This window comes from Pseudocalidococcus azoricus BACA0444, assembly GCF_031729055.1.
GTDB classification, from domain to species: Bacteria; Cyanobacteriota; Cyanobacteriia; order Thermosynechococcales; family Thermosynechococcaceae; genus Pseudocalidococcus; species Pseudocalidococcus azoricus.
This window is the reverse complement of record NZ_JAVMIP010000005.1, coordinates 17,182-37,318: the sequence shown is the minus strand read 5'-3', so window position 1 is coordinate 37,318 and position 20,137 is coordinate 17,182. Positions and strand designations below refer to the sequence as shown.

Sequence of the window (20,137 nt, the reverse complement as noted above, 5' to 3'; positions counted from 1 at the left end):
CAAAACTTCTGGTCATACCCTTTGCGGCCTACTCTCTAGGTACTGGAGCCACAGGGGGTATTTTTATTGGCTAACCTGAATTAAAATCGGGGGTCGGGTAAGGTGGCTTTACTCAGTTCGCGGCGAAACCAAGGGGCCGTGGCCTGGCAAAATTTGACTAAGGCAAGCATCAGTGGCACTTCAATTAAAACCCCGACAACAGTGGCCAGAGCAGCCCCAGAATTTAAGCCAAAAACGGTAATCGCGGTTGCAATGGCGACTTCAAAATGGTTACTGGCCCCAATTAAGGCAGCGGGGGCTGCATCCTCGTAGGCGAGATCTAGCTTCCAGGCCCCCACATAGCCCAGGCCAAAAATTAGCAAGGTTTGCAGGGTTAAGGGAATAGCGATCAAAAGAATAATCAGCGGGGCTTGGACAATTAGGTTGCCCTTAAATGAGAACAGCAAAATTAACGTCATTAAAAGAGCGGTGATTGCCACGGGGGTTAAATAGGGAAAAAATACTTGTTCTAGCCAGGCCCTGCCCTTGTGCCGCAATATCCAGTGCCGTGAAAACGCTCCAACCACTAGGGGAAGTCCAACATAGATCAGCACCGAAAACACAATCGTCTGCCAGGGGACAAGCAAATGATTCTGTTGGAGCAACCATTGACCCAAAGGGGCATAGAGCAGGAGCATGACTAAAGAGTTGACTGCCACCATCACCAAGGTTAACCCCTGATTTCCATAGGCCAAATAGCCCCAGAGCATGACCATGGCGGTACAAGGTGAAATCCCCAGCAAAATTGCCCCTGCGATATAGGAATCAGCCAGAGAAATCGTTTGCCCCCGTAAAACTTCTGTACCCATTAACCAAGGCCGAAACAGTTGCCCCAGGAAAACCTGTGCAATGACTAGCATGGTCCAGGGTTTAATCAGCCAGTTGATGACCAGGGTAAGGAGGACGGGCTTGGGGGCGTTTAGGGCTTGCTTGGCCTGGGAAAAGTCTATTTTCACCATAATGGGGTACATCATGAAAAATAGACAGGCGGCAATAGGCAGGGAAACTTGATAAAGACTAATGCGCTCCAGTTGAACCGCAAAGTTGGGAGCCAGCCGCCCCAGGCCAATCCCCAGACCCATGCAAAGGATCACCCAAACCGACAGATATTTCTCAAAAAGATTGAGTTTCAGGGGGGCTGAAGGGGATTGAGGCTCTAGGAAGCTCGACATAATGACCGTAGATGAAGGGGAACCTGTTATTCTCTCAATTAAGAAAAGTTTAACAAGATTCCCTGTGATTCATCAATTTTTTTTGAAATGTCGGCCTTTACGGTCAGGTGGCCTCAGGGATTGCTGGTTGGACTTTGGCCATATCCGTCTTTGCTGATGTCTTAAACTGGGGCGGCTTCTGAAACCAACTTCTCCCACCCAAGATTGGCCAGAGCTTGATTGCGGCGGAGGGGCCGGGTGACTAACTCCAAGACATCGCGAGCATTGGTAAAGCCATGAATTTGGGCAAAGGTAAATTCCACTGACCACTTCGTACTAATCCCACGGGCTTCTAAGGGGTTAGCGTGGGCCATACCTGTGATAACCAAATCCGGCTGTAAGACCTGAATCCGTTGTAGTTGGTTGTAGTTATCCGGTTTTTCCATAATTGTTGGCAACGGCACACCCATTTCGTTACAGGTGGACTCCAGTAGGGCTAATTCCGCGGCCTGGTAGCGTTTATCCATGTAGGGGATGCCAATTTCTTGGACGGTCATGCCACAGCGCACCAAAAACCGAGCCAGGGAAATTTCCAGGAGGTTATCGCCCATGAAAAAGACGGATTTGCCCCGAATCAGTTGCAGATAATCTTCCAGGCCCTCCCAAATCTGAGCTTCCCGTTCTACCAGGCCCTGAGGTTCAACGCCCAAGACGCTGCAAATTTTCTCAACCCAGGCCCGCGTCCCATCCGGCCCAATCGGAAACGGAGCCCCAATAGAATTTTCATGTTTTTGGCTGACTGTTATCCGGCTTAGATTCTCGATTGATCCTCAAGGTGGGTAAGGCTACAAGTTCAACAGTTGTCGAGGCCAGTTCAACCTTCCGATTGGTAGCATCTAACTCCTCTAAAACCCGTGTAAAAAGCTGATCCTTGATCGTTCTTCGCATTTTATAGTCCGCTACATAGCGCACAGTAAATTCTAGCCAATTATCGGTGGCGATGAGAGTCACAAACGGTTCAATGCGAGCATTTTCAATCAGATATCTGCCAGTCATGTGCCCCCAGTGCTCTTTCGCAGGTAGAATATAGCTTCCCGTAACTTCTTCAACCACTTCTTGCAGAATACTTCTGGCTAGTCGAAAATCACTACCATGCCGAATTGGCACAATGATTTCATCCCAAACGAACGGAAAATCTCCTGAGTAGTTAAAAACAGGCTCTTTGAAGACAAAACTATTAGCAATTCTAACAATACGACCATTATAGAGATCAGCTTTGACCCAATCACCACATTCCATCAGGGTTGTTCTCAAAGGGCTAATATCAATCACATCGCCCATAATGCCTCCTAATTGGACACGATCACCTGTCTTGTAAAATTGCCCTAAAGAAATTGCAATCCATCCTGCAAAACTAGCAATTACTTCTTGTAGTGCAAAGGCAATTCCAGCACCCAATACCCCGAAAATGACTGTTAATTGTGCCAAATTGTCATTAAAAATGATTATGATTAAGAGGGCAATGACTCCATAGCTAACAAAGCCAATCACCTTACGAATGTGGTAGCGTAAATCTAAGTCTTGAACTTGGCGTGATGATACCTGAACTAGAATTTTAAAAATTATTAGGGTAATCAAAATGCCAATACAAAGTTGCACCCACTTGACAATATTCGGATCTACGAGCCAGCGTTGCAAAGAAATTATCAAGTCTGTCATAGATTAATACGGTTTCCTTTGCTTTTTTCATTCAACACATTGCGTATCCCATTTAGTAATAATCAGGCCTCAGATTAGCCTATATAATCCAAGGCTTAATTGCTGTCAAGCCAGGTACTTGAAGTCGAAGCATAAACGACTAATTCCAGTTTGGCTCGATCTATGCCATCTCGTCTGTCCAAAATATAAATTTAAGTTTGAGTAAAAAAACATAGTGACAAAAGTTTTAGTGCTTCTGCCCTGTGAATCCTAGTGACTGTACTGAAGTTGTTTTTGTTTAGCTCTTAGCCTCTTCTAAAACCAATTTTTCCCAACCTAAATTTTCCAGGGCCTTGTTGCGACGCAGAGGACGAGTCACCAATTCCAACACATCCCGAGCATTGGTAAACCCATGAATTTGAGCAAAGGTAAACTCCACAGACCACTTGGTACTGATCCCGCGGGCTTCTAGGGGATTCGCGTGGGCCATGCCAGTAATCACCAGATCCGGTTGTAGTTCCTGAATCCGTTGTAGTTGGTTGTAGTTGTCCGGTTTTTCCATAATTGTTGGCAACGGCACACCCATTTCGTTACAGGTGGACTCCAGTAGGGCTAATTCCGCGGCCTGGTAGCGTTTATCCATGTAGGGGATGCCAATTTCTTGGACGGTCATGCCACAGCGCACCAAAAACCGAGCCAGGGAAATTTCCAGGAGGTTATCGCCCATGAAAAAGACGGATTTGCCCCGAATCAGTTGCAGATAATCTTCCAGGCCCTCCCAAATCTGAGCTTCCCGTTCTACCAGGCCCTGAGGTTCAACGCCCAAGACGCTGCAAATTTTCTCAACCCAGGCCCGCGTCCCATCCGGCCCAATCGGAAACGGAGCCCCAATCAATTTACATTTCCGCCGCCGCATTAGGGTTGTTGCTGTCCGAGAGAGGAAGGGATTCACCCCCGCGACATAGTAGCCTTCTTCAATCACGGGCAGTTCGGTATAGCGTTTTGCGGGCAACCATCCAGAGACTTTGATCCCTTGGCGTTTGAGTTCCAGGGTTAATTGGGTCACAACGGGATCGGGCAAAGAGCCAAACAAAACCAAAGGCGCGTGATCTTTATATTCCGTATCGGTAACGGCAATGTCTTCTTTTTTCCGGCCAAAGTTCAAGAGTTTGCTGATGGCATTCCGTTCTTCGGTTTCCGATTCGACAATTTTGGTAGGACAACGGGCCGCCATCGCCGCTAGCACCGTATCTTCCCCTTGGGTAAAGGCATAGTCCAGGCCATTGGCGCGGGCCACCACAATCGGGATACCAATTTCACCCTCCAGTTTCGGAGCCAGGCCTTCCAAGTCCATCTTGATAATTTCTGTGGTGCAGGTGCCAATCCAGACGATGACGCTGGGGTTACGATCCCGTTTAATTTGCTCACACAGCCGCTTCAGTTCGTTGTAGTCGTTCAACTGGGCCGAAATATCCCCTTCTTCCAACTCGGCCATGGCATAGCGGGGTTCAGCAAAAATCATCACCCCCATTGCGTTTTGGAGGAAGTAGCCACAGGTTTTGGTGCCAATCACGAGGAAAAAGCTATCTTCAATTTTTTGGTACAACCAGGCCACGCAACTAATCGGGCAAAAGGTGTGATAATTGCCGGTTTCACAATCAAAATTCAGGGCCTGGGGGGCAGTTTCAGCAAGGGTCATGGGCTTCTCCTTTGAGGAATGAGACAAGAAACAATTGGGAGTTTATGGATGGGATGAGAACTAGGGGTTTAGGTGGGTTAATTCAACCGGGTTAGGCATTGGGGGGTGTGGCCCGTTCCTTTTTGGCAGCGGCGGTTTCGCGGTGTTCCTCGGCCCGGTTACTGACAAAGGATTTCGGGGGTAAGTAGCGGACTTCTTGACGCTCTAGGGCCTGGTGATCCAACTTTGCTAACTCTTCATCGGGATTAAAATTTAAACCCAAGGCCAAAATTAACCGATCTGGATCATTACTTAAGTCCACAATCACAGGTAACACATAGGTCAACTGGGGTTCTAAGACGCTCAAAGTGCCGAGAATAAACCCGGCCGAGGGCCGCCGCTTACCTTGATAGTTGACCCACACCGCTAAACGGGTAATCCAATGGCGATTGTTTTCGTAGTAGGCTAACCACTTAGTTTTGATGGTTTGTCGGAGTTGTTCTGGGTTCATAACCTTTGTTCATCATGGAGAAAGCCTTAGCATTTTAAGGGGCTATGATCCTCGCCATGCAGTGGTTTGTGCCGCTTGGCCGGTGCAGGTATCCTCCTATACCATCATCAGTTCCAGTTCCTGCTTGGCCTGGACTGGGGCCGGATTGAGATAGAAGTCGGACAACAAGGTAAACAATTCCCGATCTGGGGCATCATTGGGCACGACACCTTCTGGGGCGGCCAAAATCTGATCGGCAATGTTGAGGTAATAGTCACAGACATAGTTCAGCGAAGGATCGGTTTCCGCCATTTCAAACAGGGTTTTGCCTTTCACCCGCGAGACGCGAATATCTTCAATCAAGGGCAGGACTTCTAACACCGGCATGGGGACAGAATCGACATATTTATCAATCAAATCCCGCTTGGAGGTGCGATTGCCAATTAAACCCGCCAGCCGTAAGGGGTGAGTCCGGGCTTTTTCTCGGACTGAGGCCGCAATCCGGTTGGCCGCAAACAGGGCATCAAAGCCATTATCCGTAACGATCATGCAGTAATCGGCATAGTTCAAGGGGGCCGCAAAGCCACCGCAGACCACATCGCCCAAAACATCAAACAGAATCACATCATACTCATCAAAGGCATTGAGTTCCTTGAGGAGTTTGACCGTTTCCCCAACCACATAGCCCCCACAACCTGCCCCCGCTGGTGGCCCACCTGCTTCCACACAATCCACGCCGCCATAACCCTTGTAAATCACATCTTCAGGCCAGACATCTTCGTAGTGGTAGTCCTTCTCTTGCAGGGTGTCAATGATCGTGGGAATCAAAAAGCCAGTCAGGGTAAAGGTGCTGTCGTGTTTGGGATCGCAGCCAATTTGGAGGACTTTTTTACCCCGGCGGGCTAGGGCCACAGAAATGTTACAGCTTGTGGTGGATTTACCGATCCCACCTTTGCCATATACTGCCAGTTTCACAATCTACCCTCATTACTAATTACGGCTGAAACAGTCAGACGTTAGGTTGATGAACGTGAACTACTGATGGGTTATTAAGTAAAAATACTCAAATTAACTTCAGGACTTTTTCAACGTTCTAAACTGACCTTAAGCCCGATTCTGCTATTTGGAGCGAGGTTGTTGGGAATATTTATAAAAGTAAAAAGAATGATATTTTTGGTTACATTTCAGCGGCGGCTGGGCAATCAGTTTTTGAGGATCAATTTGGATGCGGTTGCGCCCAGGCCAGGGCTGTTAAGACTTCAGTATCGGTGAGATTGGGGTTAAAGTCTTGATACCATTCGCCCACACAGCGCAAATCGGGACGCTCGGCGACACAGACAATCTGATCCACTTTCGGGCGGAGTTTTCCCAGGGTTTGGGGACTGGCAACGGGGGTGGCAAGAATAATCCGCTTAACATTGTGGGCTTTCACAACTTCAATCGCCGCTTTGGCACTCAGTCCAGTGGCCAGGCCATCGTCAACAATTATTACTGTTTTGCCACTGAGGTTGGGGAGGGGGTGGCCTTGGCGAAAGAGGTGCTGACGTTGCTCAATTTCTGCTTCACTCTTGGCCTGGGCGGCTTTCAGTTCTGCGGGGGTGATGTGGAGCAGATTCATGGAGGCCGGATCTAAAACTTGAATCTGACCTTCCCCAAGGGCACCAAATCCTAATTCTGGAAAGCGGGCACAGGTGAGACGGCGGGTGATCACAACTCCCAGGCCAACTTTAAGGGCTTGCGCCACGGGAACGCCGACTAAAATACCACCGCGGGGAATCGCCAAAATAGTCGGGTCATCTAGCTTCAGGGATAGGAGTTGTTGAGCAAGGTGTTGACCGGCATCAGCGCGGTCTCGGAAGATAAACATGGGCGGCCTCTGACAATTAACTGACAGGCCTGAGTTTGGGTTTGTCTAGGGAATCTCTGGTGGCAGCAGGTTATCAGGGTTTAGCAAAGCTTGTCAGTCATGTTAGACCGTTAGGTACAGTGCCAGGTTCTCCAACTATCTTTAGTCTAAAAGAGGGCTGATAGTCCTGACGATAAAGTGAGAAAAATGGATGGATTTCTTTGAGCGATATGAAGTAGTTCCCTTGCAATTATCAGAAATAGCTGGAGACTATCAAACTTGGGCCCTTGATTTCTTCACTCACCCAGGCCGGGTGTCTAATTCATACATTGACATTACCGTTCAACTTGATATATCCATTGCCTCATCCATCTGGCAGAAAAAATTAGCAAACGGAAAAGGAACCCTGACGGCCTGGTTGATCTGGAATCTATTGCAATCCCTGAAAGAATTTCCTTGTTTTCAGTGGCGATATATCAACGGTCAATGGTTTGAAGTCAAAAATCCGCCGTTGTTTTGTCCGATTGCGGTCAACAGAGCAGATCGCTTTGTCAATTTAATCCTTGAAAATCCGTTTAAGCTGGCCTGGGTGGACTTTGCCGAAACCTGGGACACATTGAAACAGCAAATCCAACTGGACGGCACATTCCAAACTAGCGACACCTCAGCTTTTGGCTTTAGTCAATTCATCGGCAATTTACCTAACCTTCATTTCACCAGCCTGACCCTACACCAACCCGCTAATTTTTGTCAGCCTTTTTTCTACTTTGGCGCACGCCGCAATAATGAGCCGAAAGCAATGATTATGCCCTTAGCCGCAAAATTTCACCATGGTTCCTGTGATCCCTATGTTTTTGATCTGTTGCTTCAGAACTATCTTCAACGCTTAGAAAAGCATTAGAAAAAAGCTAACTTGGGCTTCACAGATTCGAGAATTGCCGAGCTAAATCAAAATCCAGTTGGGTTAAGCCTCCAGCATCATGGGTTGTTAAGCTGACGGTGACTTTATTCCACGAGATACAGAGGTCTGGGTGGTGACCCGCAGCTTCCGCAGGCCCGACTAGCTGATTCACAAAGGCAATGGAACCAAGAAAATCATTAAAGGTGAAAATCCGCTCAATGCGATTATTTTTTAATGTCCAGGCCGGTAACTGGGCAAGTTGCGCTTGAATTTGAGTCGGACTCAGAGGAGTGGCCATAGCAGTTCCTAGTGAAGTGCGCCATCCCTAGTCTAATTCAATCCCCCCTGGAGAAGAGGCGTTAACCTTGAAGGAAATCATTTTGGAAAAGTTATAAATAAAAATCTTAAAAAGATATAAAGAAAACCTTAAAAGGGCAGAAAAACTTGGTTCCGTATTCCGAGTGACAGATTTAGAAATGTTAAGATTCTTAATATATTAGTCATATTTGTTGGCCAGGCTTGGACTTGATATCCCCAACTGCCATTCTGCCCGAACTCCTTGCCACTGCTTCCATGACTGCATTCACCCTGACGGTAGTAACAACCTATGGACACTATTGATACCTCTAAGGATTTGGTTCGCACTTACCTTCGTGAAATAGGGCGAGTTCCTTTACTGACCCACGAGCAGGAAATCCTCTATGGCAAGCAAGTGCAGATGTTAGCGGCTCTGAATGAAACCCGTGCGGGCCTGGAGACCACCCTAGGGCGGGAACCCAGCTTAGAAGAATGGGCCAGCCGAGCCAACCTATCCCCAGCAGAATTAAACGAAATTATTCAGGGTGGGGAGCGGGCCAAACGGAAAATGGTCGAGGCTAATCTCCGCCTAGTGGTGTCCGTTGCCAAGAAATATATCAAACGAAATGTGGATCTTCTGGATCTAATCCAAGAAGGCACCATTGGGATGCAACGAGGGGTTGAGAAATTTGATCCGACTAAAGGGTATCGCTTTTCAACCTATGCCTATTGGTGGATTCGCCAGGCCATCACCCGAGCCATTGCCGAAAAAGGGCGGACGATTCGCTTACCAATCCATATCACTGAAAAGCTGAACAAAATTAAGAAAGCCCAGCGTCAACTTTCCCAAAGCTTAGGCCGGGCCGCTACCATCAACGAACTGGCCGTCGAACTGGAACTGACTCCAGCCCAAGTCCGGGAATATTTGGAGCGAGCCAGGCAACCTCTCTCCCTAGATGTTCGGGTTGGCGATAACCAAGACACAGAACTAGGGGAATTATTAGAGGATCCCTCCCTATCACCGGAAGAATTTACTTCCCAATCCGCCCTCAGAGCAGACTTAGATCGTCTGATGGCCGATCTCACCCCCCAGCAACGACAGGTGATTGCCCTCCGCTTTGGCCTGGAAGATGGGCAACCCTTAACCCTGGCCAAAGTCGGTGACTTACTCAACATCAGTCGGGAGCGAGTGCGGCAAATTGAGCGGGAGGCCTTGGGTAAACTACGCAAACGCCGGGGTGACATCCACGAATACTTAGCCAGCTAAACTCAGGGAGAAATTCAGATTAATCCATCCTGAAGGAGTGATCCACCGGCCCCCCATTGCCCTAATCTAAAGCGAGGAGAGGCTAGTAGAAATCCCTCTCATCTGATCCAGAAAGGAGCCGGAAAATCCCGATGAAAATCTTGTTTATTGCCGCCGAAGCTGCCCCCTTAGCCAAGGTTGGCGGCATGGGAGATGTTGTCGGAGCCTTACCCGCCGTCTTGCGGAAGTTAGGCCATGATGTGCGGATTTTCATGCCCTACTACGGATTTCTGCCGGATAAGCTGACGACTCTACCCCGCCACGTTTGGGATGGGCACGCCATGTTTCAGTCTTTCCAGGTACATGAAACCATTTTGCCTGGAACGGATGTCCCCCTCTATTTGTTTGGGCATTCCAGTTTTCAACCCCGGCGAGTCTATTACGGGGAAGACGAAGATTGGCGGTTTACCCTCTTTGCCAATGGGGCCGCCGAATTCATGTGGAATTACTGGAAACCGGATATTGCCCACTGTCATGATTGGCATACGGGAATGATCCCGGTTTGGTTGAATCAATCCCCGGATATTACTTCGGTGTTTACGATCCATAATTTGGCTTACCAGGGCCCTTGGCGGTGGCGGTTAGAACAAATGACTTGGTGCCCCTGGTATATGCAAGGTCACAACACCATGGCCGCTGCGGTTCAGTTTGCGGATCGGGTAAATACGGTTTCTCCCACCTACGCCGAGCAAATTAAAACCGCCGAGTATGGGGAAAAACTGGAGGGATTGCTTTCATTTATTAGTGGCAAGTTGTCCGGCATCCTGAATGGTATTGACATGAATATGTTCAACCCTGCCACCGATACCGCCATTCCCTACCCCTTCACAGCCGATACCCTTGAGAAGCGGAAACTCAATAAGGTTGCCCTCCAGGAAGAGATTGGCCTGGAAGTGAATGCCGGTTCGATGTTGATTGGGATGGTGACGCGCCTAGTTGAGCAAAAGGGCCTGGATTTGATTTTGCAGGTTATGGATCGGTTTTTATCCTATAGTGATGCTCAATTTGTCCTCTTGGGGACGGGAGAGCGCTATTACGAAACCCAAATGTGGCAATTAGCCTCCCGGTTTCCCGGCCGCTGTAGTGTGCAACTTCTCTATAGTGATGTTCTGTCGCGGCGCATTTATGCCGGGTCAGATACCTTTTTAATGCCGAGTCGGTTTGAACCCTGCGGAATTGCCCAAATGATTGCCCTGCGTTATGGGTGTGTGCCAATTGTGCGGCGGACTGGGGGCCTAGTAGATACGGTCTTCCATCATGAGCCAATGGCAGGCAAAGGAACGGGTTACTGTTTTGATCGCTATGAGCCGTTAGATCTATATACCTGCCTCGTCCGGGCCTGGGAGGGGTATCGCTATAAGGATAAGTGGCAAGAATTACAGCAACGGGGCATGGCTCAAGACTTTGGTTGGGAAAAATCTGCCCTAGAATATAATGCCCTCTACAACTCCATCTATGGCTTACCCCCTGATCAGTTACCGCCACCCCCCTTAAAATCACCCCTGAGTTTGGGTGTTTGAGGAACCCAATCCCTTATCACTCCAATTGACGCAATTTTTTAATCTTGAATTTCTATCTGATTCAAACGAAATTTATCTAGAACTGGCTGTCTATAGTATTTGGATATCTCTATCAGAATTAAGATTAAAACAAGTTTAAGGTGGCACTATTCTTGCCGGGTTGTCTTGCTAGATTGGTTACAACTGACTGACAGAACCTTATGTCTCGCCACCTAGAACGGCTACTGCAATTAGATGCGCTGATTCGCGCAAAGCAACGGCAGACGATCGGCAATCTGGCCTTATCTTTGGAAGTGAGTGAGCGGACAATTCGCAATGATCTGGCGTTTTTACGAGATCGGTTTCATGCCCCCTTGAAGTTTAGCCGGATACAGGGATTTCACTACACTGACGATACCTGGCGATTACCGAGTGTTTCCCTCAGTAAAGGTGAACTCTTTGCTTTGACCGTGGGCGCAAGGATGTTGGAGTCCTACAGTGGCTCAGTCTATGCCCAAAATTTACGGTCTGCAATTACCCGACTCAGTGAACGGTTGCCCGAACAGGCCTGGGTGGATTTACAAACCATTGCCGATGAACGGATCATTTTTCGCTCCGGGGCAGAGATCAACCTGAATCCAGATATTTGGCATTCCCTAGAAGAGGCCTGTCAAGCGCATCGGCAAGTCCAAATGACCTACTTCACCGCCAGCCGCAATTGTATTTCCGAACGCAAATTTGATCCCTATCTTTTATACATTTACCGCGGCACAAATCCCTATGTGATTGGCTATTGCCACAATCGCCGAGAAATTCGCTGGTTTCGAGTTGACCGGATCCGAGCCTTAGACCTGTTGGAAACCCCGTTTGTGATTGTCCCCACCTTTAATGCCAAAGACTATCTGGAGATGATTTTTCAACATGAAGCGGGGGGAGTTCCACAGCCCATTTCTATCTGGTTTGATTGCCCTACTGCACCTTATATCCGGGAACGGCGTTGGCATCCCACGCAAGAAATCGAGGAACATCCCGATGGTTCTCTGACATTACAGATGGTGGTGCGGGGCCTGAATGACTTAAAACGGTGGGTGTTGTTCTACGGCAAAGGAGCCATTGTTAGAGAGCCACCGGAGTTGATGCAGATGATTCGTGATGAGGTTGCCATAATGAATACTTTCTACACAGGAGAGACGAATGCTAACTATTGAAACAGTTCCAAACACTACCAACAACTTGAATACCACGTATGTCGAACTGCACTTTAGGGTCATGGGTCAGACTCTCCCCGCAGATCATGGCTATGGTTTATATAGTCAGGAACCTAGAAAACTATCTTTACTATTGGAGTCCTGATATGGCAACTTTTGCGATTCGGCCTGATGAAAGAGTAAAGCAAGTTTATTTTACATCTACAACAATTAGCGTGGAGTTAATGGACGATCGGATAATTATAGTCCCGTTAGGTTGGTATCCCAGGCTCTTGAACGCAACGCCTCAACAAAGGGAGGCCTGGGAAATCTGTGGCGGTGGCTATGGGGTTCACTGGGAAGAACTGGATGAAGACTTGAGTGCTGAAGGACTGCTACGAGGCGCACCTGCACCTGGGGCCTATATTTCTACTTCTAAGGCTTAAGCAATTCAGCCACACTAGATGACCTGATGGACAAACTAACAACTATTTTCTTATACCTACACACTCATGTTTCCACCTCCAGCACTTTATCCCCATATTCACAAGCCTGACGGGCAGTCTGCCTACCTATTAAGCCATCCACGGATTCGTGTGGTTCACCTGGTCATGGATTATCTGGCTCATGGCTGGTCTGTGGAGGAAATGTGCCGCCAACATCCTTATCTCACCTTGGCAGAGGCTCATGCAGCAATGGGCTACTATTTTGATCACCAGTCTGAAATTGATCAAGAAATTCGGGCTGAGTTGCAACAGGTGGAGGCGGATCAATCACAAGCGACCCGATCCCCTTTTTATCTGCGAATGAAAGCTCAGGGGGTTTTGTAGGTGGCCATTGCCCTGTATATGGATGTGCATATCCTCAAGGCCTCAGAGCCAGAAGAATGGCAAAACATAGTTGAATACATCCCCCTAAGGTGAATCCCCTGAGCAAACTCAAATTATCTGAACCGATTGCAGGCATCTGGAGGCAAATTTTGGCTAAGGAACTAGGCATCTCAGAACTTACTGTCACATTAGGAGAAATTCAAAATGTTAGCGACTGCGAATAGTCCGGCTTCTGTAGAGTTATCTATTGGCTCTTATGTAGAACTCTGTTTTGCTGTTGTAGGACAAACACTGCCCGCAGATCATGGCTATGGTTTATATAGTGCCATCGCCCATCTAGCACCTCAAGTTCATGAACAAGATGGATTAAGCATTTTGACGATCGCAGGAATTCCAGATCGACAGGGCAAGATTTTTTTGACGGAGCGATCACATTTACGAATTCGATTGCCCTATGAGTCTCTACCGATGGTCTATCACCTTGCAGGGAAACAGCTAAGTATTGGGTCACATTCGATCAGATTAGGCATTCCTCAAATTTTTATGCTGCGATCTGCGGATCGTTTACGGGCAAGAATTGTAACGATCAAGAATCATCAAGAACCGGAGAGTTTTTTAGAGGCGGCTCGGTTTCAGTTAGACGCTCTAGGAATTGTGGGAAAGGCGCTTGTCCCTTTGGATGCTGAGGGTAAACCAGGCCGGAAGACGATCAAGATTAAAACTTATTCTGTCGTGGGTTTTGGACTAGAAGTTTCGGGTTTGAACGCAGACGATTCGATTAAGTTACAAATTTTAGGTTTGGGTGGTAAGCATCGCATGGGTTGTGGTGTATTTACACCGATGCAAGTATTTTGAATAATTTAAGGATAAAAATCATGGAAGCACTGAAGTTAAAGGGGTGGGTTGATGTTGATGGGCAGTTGCATCTTCGAGATGCGATCGCCTTGCCAGTGGGTGAAGTGGAGTTAGTGGTATGGCCAATTTCGCCATCCATTCCACCCGGGTCTTCAACAAAAAAAAGGGTTAAATCCTCAGTTAAGGCTCTAGAAGGATGGTTTGAGCAAACAGAACCTGCACCTGAAGATTTTGATGTGGATGAAGCAAGATGGGAAGCTCTTAAAGAGAAATACGATCTATGAAAATCTTGATTGATGCCAATGTTTTACTCGATGTCGCATTAGAAAGAGAGCCATTTTTTAATGATAGCGATTGCATTTTGGCACTTTGTGAACAAAAGACACTAATCGGCTATGTTTCAGCCTCTAGCTTTAGCGATCTGTTCTACATTCTTCGCAAGAGTAAGGGAAAATCTTTGGCTCTTGACTTCTTGAGGCATATTGTTTCTTTTTGTCAAATTGCTACTGTTGACGATGCGATCATTCGTCAGGCTCTTACTGGTAATTTCAAAGATTTTGAAGATGGGGTTCAATATGAGGCGGCGACTGCATCTCAGTTGGATGGAATCGTGACCCGCAATCCAAAAGATTTTACAGACCGAACTGTTCCCATTTATACCCCACAAAAGCTAATTGAAGCTAACGAGGTTGCAAAATGAAACGATTACTAGCGAAATCTTATGATCATACAAAATATCCCAATCCTCCAGACTACGCCCTGTTGGTTCAGCATAGCCGAGATGTAGCAGCAGCTTGCAAAGCATTAGTTCAAATGACCGGAATCATTGCCTTGCAAAATGCAGGATTAAGCATTGAAAAGTTTGCAGAGTTTGAACGAACTCTGGTGGCAAATGGTTGGATACAGGACTTAGGTAAAGCCAATAGCCATTTTCAAGAAATGGTGACAACTCAAAATGGTATGAAACAGTTGATTCGTCATGAGACGCTATCAGGCATCCTAGCCCATCTGAATGAACAATTTTGTGATTGGTTGGAACCATTGGAAGAATTGAAGTTGATTGCTATATGGGGAGCAATTGGACATCACCGAAAATTCAATGAAGATACCTCACCCGAACAAGTTCCACCTCTTTCTGTTCATTTAACACATCCGGATTTTCAACTGATACTGAAAGAAATGGCAAGTGATTTGTCCCTTGAGTCACCACCAATATTTCACAAGGATATGGAAATCGCCCACAACAAACGCCAATCTTGTGACCTGCCTGCCAGAGAGTCTATCAGTAATCTAAAGGATGAGTTTGAAGAGGCAGAAGCGGACTTTCAGGATGAGGAGTCAAAATGTTTTGTGGCTCTTGTCAAAGCTTTTGGAATTGCAGCAGATGTGTGTGCTAGTGCGATCGCCAAACAGAAAAAATCATCTCAACTTTACTCATTATCTAGATATGTTTCTGAAGAACTTGCGATGGGCTTAACACCAAATGATTTGGAGAACTTAATTCAAGAGCGAAAACAACGTTCAGGAATTACAAACCTACTCGATTTTCAACAGAATGTGGGAAACTCTACGTCCTACCTAATTTTAGCGGAAGCAGGTTGTGGATCTGGTAAAAGTCTGGCTGCCTACCTTTGGGCACAACGCTGGTGTGAACAACTCACCCAAGCGGGACGCACAAATGTTCGGATGTTTTTCTGTTTACCCACAACAGGCACAACCACAGAACATTTCAAAGACTACGCTTTAGAATCTGGTATTCCTGCAAGTTTGGCGCATTCAAGAGCTTCCGTTGATTTGCAAACAATGGCACAAACCGTAGTCCAAGAAGATGCCGAGTCTGATGATGCCGCTAAAGCTGCACAACAAGCGCTCAACGCTGAACGAGACAAAATTGAGGCATTATCCCTGTGGAGTACCCCGCTAGTCGTCACAACTGCTGATACAGTCTTGGGACTCATGGCAAATGCTAGACGGGCTGTGTATTCCATTCCAGCTATCATGCAATCGGTGATTGTGTTTGATGAAATTCATGCTTTTGACGAGTATCTATTTGGGCACTTATTAGTATTCCTAAAAAACTTTCCTAATCTACCTGTGTTGCTGATGACAGCCTCCCTACCAGAGGAACGACGCAATGCCATCAAGGCCGTTCGGGAGGATTTACAACGGATTCCGGGGCCACCGGATCGAGAAATGCTACCTCGCTATTTAATCGAATACCCGATCGATGAAAAAAACGCATGGGAGCAAGTTGATTACTGTGTTAGTCATCTGAGTGAAACCAATCAAGGCAAAGTGCTTTGGGTTTGTAATCGGGTTGATTGGGCAAACCGTTTATACCATCTAGCCCGTAAGCAATTTCCCCATATTCCTGTCTATGTGTACCACTCCCGCCTGCGCTACAAAGACCGCAGTAAACGCCACCGTCGCGTCATTGATGATTTTAAGCAAGTAGGACAACCCGCCATCCTCATTGCGACACAAGTAGCTGAAATGAGCCTAGACCTTTCGGCTGACTTGTTAATAAGTGATATTGCACCCATTCCGGCATTGATTCAGCGCATGGGACGGCTAAATCGACGGGCAACCCTAGATGACCCAGGACAGCCCAAGCCCGCTTTAATTTGTCCTGTTGCAGAGAAAGATGCAAAGCCTTATGAGTTTTCAGAACTTCAGCTAGCCGAACGGTGGATTAACGAACTACAAGCATTACAAGAGCCATTACACCAAAAACACCTATCGGACTATTTTGAGCGAGTTACCGATCCCTTGGAGTTTAATCTGGCGAAAGCTGAGGAACGAGCTTGTTTTTTCTCTGGGTTGTGGCGCACTCGACCGGGTATGACTCGCAGTGAGGGATACACCATCTCAGTGATCCTCAAGCAGGATATGGATAAGTGTGGTGAAAAGGATAAAGAGTTTGGTCAACCTAAGCGAGATTGGCTCCGTGAACATGAAGTCTCAATCCCTGTAAGAGAGGCTGCTTTCAAATGGGAACGAGTAGCAGGCATTCGCATTGCTCCAGATGACCAAGTGACTTATGACGAATACGACAACGCAGAGGCAGACCCCAACAATTACCAAGGGACAGGTGCAAGATGGCTTTAAATATTGAGTATCGGCTAACCGATCCAAATTTCACGATTTACCATCGGGCTGCATTGGGTGGTTTGGCCGCAACGATCACAGCTTGGAGCGACAAACAACCGGATGGAATTACAGCAAAAGCAGAGCATGATCGTGTCATCCTTCAATCTAGCGAGGATATTTCTGAAAAGGAAGCGGTGAAGCGAATCCTAGAGGCTTCTTTTCGATTAACCGATGACAAGTTGATCGATCTGCCAGGTCAATTCATTGATGAAAATTCTCTTGACCTCAAAGTTGCTGTACATGAGGGCTTATGTCTAACGTTTTTGCAACATAACAAAATGCGTCCTGGAAAAGAAGTGAAAAAGATTGAACTGAAAGGAGCCGATGATGAGTCAGGGGATTTCCTGAGTTACAAAACTATTGATGTCTATGCCCATCAGAAGGCACAAAAGACCGACCTACTAGAAAAGAAGCAGCCCAATGATGCTATTCCGCCAACGGCAATGATTCGGCAATTTGCAGTCCCAGGAGCCGTAGCCCTGTTGGAGGCGAAGTCGGAAGAAGTTCTGCTATTGAGCTTTCTGGCTATTGCTTGCCCGACTTTTTTGCTTCGTCCTAAGGTTTATCAACCCGATATTGCCCAAGCCTGCATTGTGGTTCCAGATGTGACTGACTTAAAAAAGTTTACTCGCGCCATGCGTAGTGTCATGGGAGAAAACAGCAAAATGAAACGTTTCAGCCATAGGTATTTAGAGCGAGTAGTTGGTGGAGCAGAAGAGGCAGCATTGCGGTTCATGATTGCGATTAGTGCCGACAATGTTGCCAGTGAGCGGGGCATTTCTGGCTGTCAAGCGGTGGTTATGGGTAAAGTTCCCTGGGATGTTAATCAAAAGAATCGCAGCATGACTGTTCGGGTTAGCGGTGACTACCCAGAGATGGATATTTTTCTAGCTGCTCATCAATATTTGAGCAGTGGCAAATTTATCAAGAACAAGAAAGGTGACACCTTCGCAATTAACACTAGTGCTATCCCTGAGTTGATAGCGGCGAATCTGGCGGCTGAGCGGCACTGGTGCAGTCAGTTCAAGATTTTGGTGCAAACCAAAGAAGATTTCAAACGTATGAATTTTTCACGGGAGGGATTAGTCAAAATGAAGGAAGCAATTAAGGACTTGGAGGATCGTGCCATTATTCAAGCCTTTCATAAGGCATGGGAAATGACAATGGCAAAATTGGGAGAACGGGCGCAAGATCAAGGGCTAGATTTTGGTCGATTGGTAGAAGTGCGTCAGGAAAAGATTCGTAATGAAATCTTGAGAGCTAAAACGCCAGACACCTTGGCAGGTTGGTTCTTGCGGTTTTGTGCCGATGCTTCTAGTGGGGCAGCAATTAAGCCTTTTCAAGAGGAGATGGAACGACTTCGACGATTTATGTTTAACCCACGTAACTTCGATCGCTTTCAGAATCTCTTGCTCTTTGCCCTAGTCAGCTACTCATCTGACAAGAAAAACAACAACTAACTCTATTCACCAACAATATTGAGAGAGATAAAATCATGACTGTTCACTACTTGTACGGGACTGTTTTGACTGGCGAAGCGGTTGCTGCAAATAATCGAGGCGACAACATTGGCAATACTACAACCTTGCAAAAGGTATTTCATCAAGATGACCTGCATACCAGCGTCTCTGCGGAAGCAATTCGGTTTGCACTCCGCTATTATTTTCAACTTGAAAGCCCAGAATCTGTCAACCGAAAATTCGAGAATGGCAAGCTTGAATATTTTGATAAAGATCGCACCTACTGGAATCCTGTTGCGGGGGCTGTTCGTATTGATGATGACCTAATGGGCTTTATGGATGCTAAGGCTAGCGTAGCTGAGAAAGAAGAGGTGGTGGAAGAAGCTGCTGATGACGAACAACCCAAGAAAGGCAAGGGTAGGAGTAAAGCCAAAGGAACGGTAACAATCCGTCAGAGTCCTCTGGCTGTGGGACGCGCTGTAAGTTTACGACCTTATCGCGGGGAACTTTCTTTCAACTGTGTAAGCGGTGCTAAAGAAGCTGGGCAGTTATCTTTGTATGCGGCTGAAATGCATACAACGGAGTATCAATACTTCTTTGGATTAAATCTTTCAGATGTGATCAATAAAGCCCATATTGGTCAGCTGATGAGTGCTGTGGCTGACTTACCTCCCGTTGCTGGCAACCATGCTCGATTTGCCTATGATTTCTCCCCTGCCTCCATTGTTTTGCGGGTAACGAGTGCCCATTCGTCTAAAATTCAGAACTGTTTTGAACATGATGAAGAGAATCGTACCTATACAATCGCAAAACTGCTGCATCGAGTGGAAGCAGGTGATATTTCTGCATCGGAACTGATCGTGGGTGGGGAAGTAGTAACCACAACAGAGGGTAAAAAACTAGAAGAGTTGGGCGTGACTGTTTTCAAAGGGGTAAAAGTTGCGGTTGATGAAGCTCGGAGACGTATTGCTCTGCTTGACCCAAGTTATCAAGCTGTTGCGCCTCAAGTGGTGGCAGGAGGGAATTCGTGATCACTTTGCATATTGAAGTGCCCTATGCCAGCTTTCGTAAGTCCTATGCTCGCTCACTAGCAGAAACTTATCCTTTTCCTCCACCTGCAACAGTCTATGGAATGCTGCTTTCCCTTGTAGGAGAGCGATTCCGAGCTAATCATTCTGGAGTGAAACTAGCTTTGGCATTTGCCAGACAGCCTCGTATCTCTCGCACACTCCGTCGGATGAGTGGTGCTAAGTATGGTGTATCTCGTACTCCAGACTTCATTGAAACTCTCTGTGGCATTGACTTTCTATGCTGGGTGGATAGTAGTCAGGAAACCAACGGTCGTACCCTCGAAGCTCGATTAACTGAGGCAATCATCACACCAGAGAGGGTCAATCGCACTGGTATCGTTAGTCTAGGCTTAAGTGATGATGCGGTTGATGATATTTCATTGATCTCTGATTTACCTGATTGGAGTGAGAAACTTTGCCAATGGAATGGGAATTTTCAGGGTTGGCACTGGCTGAATCCTCAGAATAATGGACAAATTGAGTTACCGATTTGGGTTGATCACGTTGGAGCTTTTCATACTCGATGGAGGCGGTATCAATTTGAAGAGTCTCCATTATTAATTTATTCAGAGCCAGAAGAAGATAAATTCACACCAATAGTTGATCCTCGTGGTTAATTTTCTGTGTAAAAACTTATAGCTATTCTAAGTAGGTGTTGAGAATCTTCTGACTGATTGATA

The 20,137-nt window shown here is 46.9% G+C and carries 20 protein-coding genes and 1 pseudogene; 13 read left to right on the top strand and 8 right to left on the bottom strand.

Annotation, left to right across the window (positions count from 1 at the left end):
- Positions 1-80 precede the first annotated feature (80 nt).
- The 7 genes and pseudogenes from arsB to RIF25_RS07190 form a co-directional block, all read right to left on the bottom strand.
- Positions 81-1,211, bottom strand: a complete 1,131-nt coding sequence (gene arsB / locus RIF25_RS07220; RefSeq protein WP_322877878.1) for an ACR3 family arsenite efflux transporter — start codon at positions 1,209-1,211, stop codon at positions 81-83.
- A gap of 161 nt (positions 1,212-1,372) precedes the next feature.
- Positions 1,373-1,966: pseudogene (locus RIF25_RS07215) on the bottom strand (nitrogenase component 1); the annotation flags it as partial.
- 7 nt (positions 1,967-1,973) lie between these two features.
- Entirely contained in the window at positions 1,974-2,909 is a 936-nt protein-coding gene (locus tag RIF25_RS07210; protein WP_322877877.1) for a mechanosensitive ion channel family protein, read from the bottom strand.
- A 277-nt stretch (positions 2,910-3,186) separates the two neighbouring features.
- Positions 3,187-4,587: a ferredoxin:protochlorophyllide reductase (ATP-dependent) subunit N gene (locus tag RIF25_RS07205; protein ID WP_322877876.1), complete on the bottom strand. Its 1,401-nt coding sequence runs from the start codon at positions 4,585-4,587 to the stop codon at positions 3,187-3,189.
- A 91-nt stretch (positions 4,588-4,678) separates the two neighbouring features.
- Positions 4,679-5,077 (bottom strand): DUF5331 domain-containing protein, encoded by a 399-nt coding sequence (locus tag RIF25_RS07200; protein WP_322877875.1) that lies wholly within the window; start codon positions 5,075-5,077, stop codon positions 4,679-4,681.
- Between the two features lie 96 nt (positions 5,078-5,173).
- On the bottom strand, positions 5,174-6,031 hold the full coding sequence (gene bchL, locus RIF25_RS07195) for a ferredoxin:protochlorophyllide reductase (ATP-dependent) iron-sulfur ATP-binding protein (RefSeq protein ID WP_322877874.1): 858 nt from the start codon (positions 6,029-6,031) through the stop codon (positions 5,174-5,176).
- 241 nt (positions 6,032-6,272) lie between these two features.
- Positions 6,273-6,923: a phosphoribosyltransferase gene (locus RIF25_RS07190; RefSeq protein WP_322877873.1), complete on the bottom strand. Its 651-nt coding sequence runs from the start codon at positions 6,921-6,923 to the stop codon at positions 6,273-6,275.
- Between the two features lie 190 nt (positions 6,924-7,113).
- Between RIF25_RS07190 and RIF25_RS07185 the strand changes: the two genes are divergently transcribed.
- Positions 7,114-7,803 carry a CatA-like O-acetyltransferase gene (locus RIF25_RS07185; RefSeq protein ID WP_322877872.1) on the top strand — a complete coding sequence of 230 codons (690 nt, stop codon included), beginning with the start codon at positions 7,114-7,116 and terminating at the stop codon, positions 7,801-7,803.
- Positions 7,804-7,822: 19 nt separating this feature from the next.
- On the opposite strand, the gene RIF25_RS07180 is transcribed toward RIF25_RS07185, so the two are convergent.
- Positions 7,823-8,101 carry a 4a-hydroxytetrahydrobiopterin dehydratase gene (locus tag RIF25_RS07180; RefSeq protein ID WP_322877871.1) on the bottom strand — a complete coding sequence of 93 codons (279 nt, stop codon included), beginning with the start codon at positions 8,099-8,101 and terminating at the stop codon, positions 7,823-7,825.
- Between the two features lie 309 nt (positions 8,102-8,410).
- Between RIF25_RS07180 and RIF25_RS07175 the strand changes: the two genes are divergently transcribed.
- The 12 genes from RIF25_RS07175 to cas5 all read left to right on the top strand — a co-directional run bounded on the left by RIF25_RS07175 (position 8,411) and on the right by cas5 (position 20,074).
- The gene (locus tag RIF25_RS07175; protein ID WP_322877870.1) at positions 8,411-9,367 is read left to right on the top strand and encodes an RNA polymerase sigma factor, RpoD/SigA family; all 957 of its coding nucleotides are present in this window, start codon (positions 8,411-8,413) and stop codon (positions 9,365-9,367) included.
- Positions 9,368-9,498: 131 nt separating this feature from the next.
- Entirely contained in the window at positions 9,499-10,926 is a 1,428-nt protein-coding gene (gene glgA / locus RIF25_RS07170) for a glycogen synthase GlgA (RefSeq protein ID WP_322877869.1), read from the top strand.
- Between the two features lie 200 nt (positions 10,927-11,126).
- Entirely contained in the window at positions 11,127-12,113 is a 987-nt protein-coding gene (locus tag RIF25_RS07165) for a helix-turn-helix transcriptional regulator (RefSeq protein ID WP_322877868.1), read from the top strand.
- A 146-nt stretch (positions 12,114-12,259) separates the two neighbouring features.
- The gene (locus tag RIF25_RS07160) at positions 12,260-12,538 is read left to right on the top strand and encodes a DUF2442 domain-containing protein (RefSeq protein ID WP_322877867.1); all 279 of its coding nucleotides are present in this window, start codon (positions 12,260-12,262) and stop codon (positions 12,536-12,538) included.
- 66 nt (positions 12,539-12,604) lie between these two features.
- Complete coding sequence (locus RIF25_RS07155; protein ID WP_322877866.1) at positions 12,605-12,922, top strand: DUF433 domain-containing protein; 318 nt, start codon at positions 12,605-12,607, stop codon at positions 12,920-12,922.
- A gap of 204 nt (positions 12,923-13,126) precedes the next feature.
- Complete coding sequence (gene cas6 / locus RIF25_RS07150) at positions 13,127-13,777, top strand: type I-MYXAN CRISPR-associated protein Cas6/Cmx6 (RefSeq protein WP_322877865.1); 651 nt, start codon at positions 13,127-13,129, stop codon at positions 13,775-13,777.
- 20 nt (positions 13,778-13,797) lie between these two features.
- Entirely contained in the window at positions 13,798-14,061 is a 264-nt protein-coding gene (locus tag RIF25_RS07145) for a hypothetical protein (protein WP_322877864.1), read from the top strand.
- Positions 14,058-14,477 (top strand): PIN domain-containing protein, encoded by a 420-nt coding sequence (locus RIF25_RS07140; RefSeq protein WP_322877863.1) that lies wholly within the window; start codon positions 14,058-14,060, stop codon positions 14,475-14,477. Before RIF25_RS07145 ends, RIF25_RS07140 begins: the two co-directional genes overlap by 4 nt.
- Positions 14,474-16,885, top strand: coding sequence for a CRISPR-associated helicase Cas3' (gene cas3, locus RIF25_RS07135; protein ID WP_322877862.1), 2,412 nt, complete (start codon positions 14,474-14,476; stop codon positions 16,883-16,885). The genes RIF25_RS07140 and cas3 overlap by 4 nt, the downstream gene beginning before the upstream one ends.
- A complete protein-coding gene (gene cas8a1, locus RIF25_RS07130) occupies positions 16,876-18,387 on the top strand; it encodes a type I-MYXAN CRISPR-associated Cas8a1/Cmx1 (protein WP_322877861.1) in 1,512 nt (503 codons plus the stop codon). Before cas3 ends, cas8a1 begins: the two co-directional genes overlap by 10 nt.
- Before the next feature lie 35 nt (positions 18,388-18,422).
- On the top strand, positions 18,423-19,418 hold the full coding sequence (locus tag RIF25_RS07125; RefSeq protein WP_322877860.1) for a hypothetical protein: 996 nt from the start codon (positions 18,423-18,425) through the stop codon (positions 19,416-19,418).
- Positions 19,415-20,074, top strand: coding sequence for a CRISPR-associated protein Cas5 (gene cas5, locus RIF25_RS07120; RefSeq protein ID WP_322877859.1), 660 nt, complete (start codon positions 19,415-19,417; stop codon positions 20,072-20,074). Before RIF25_RS07125 ends, cas5 begins: the two co-directional genes overlap by 4 nt.
- The last annotated feature ends 63 nt before the right edge of the window (positions 20,075-20,137 follow it).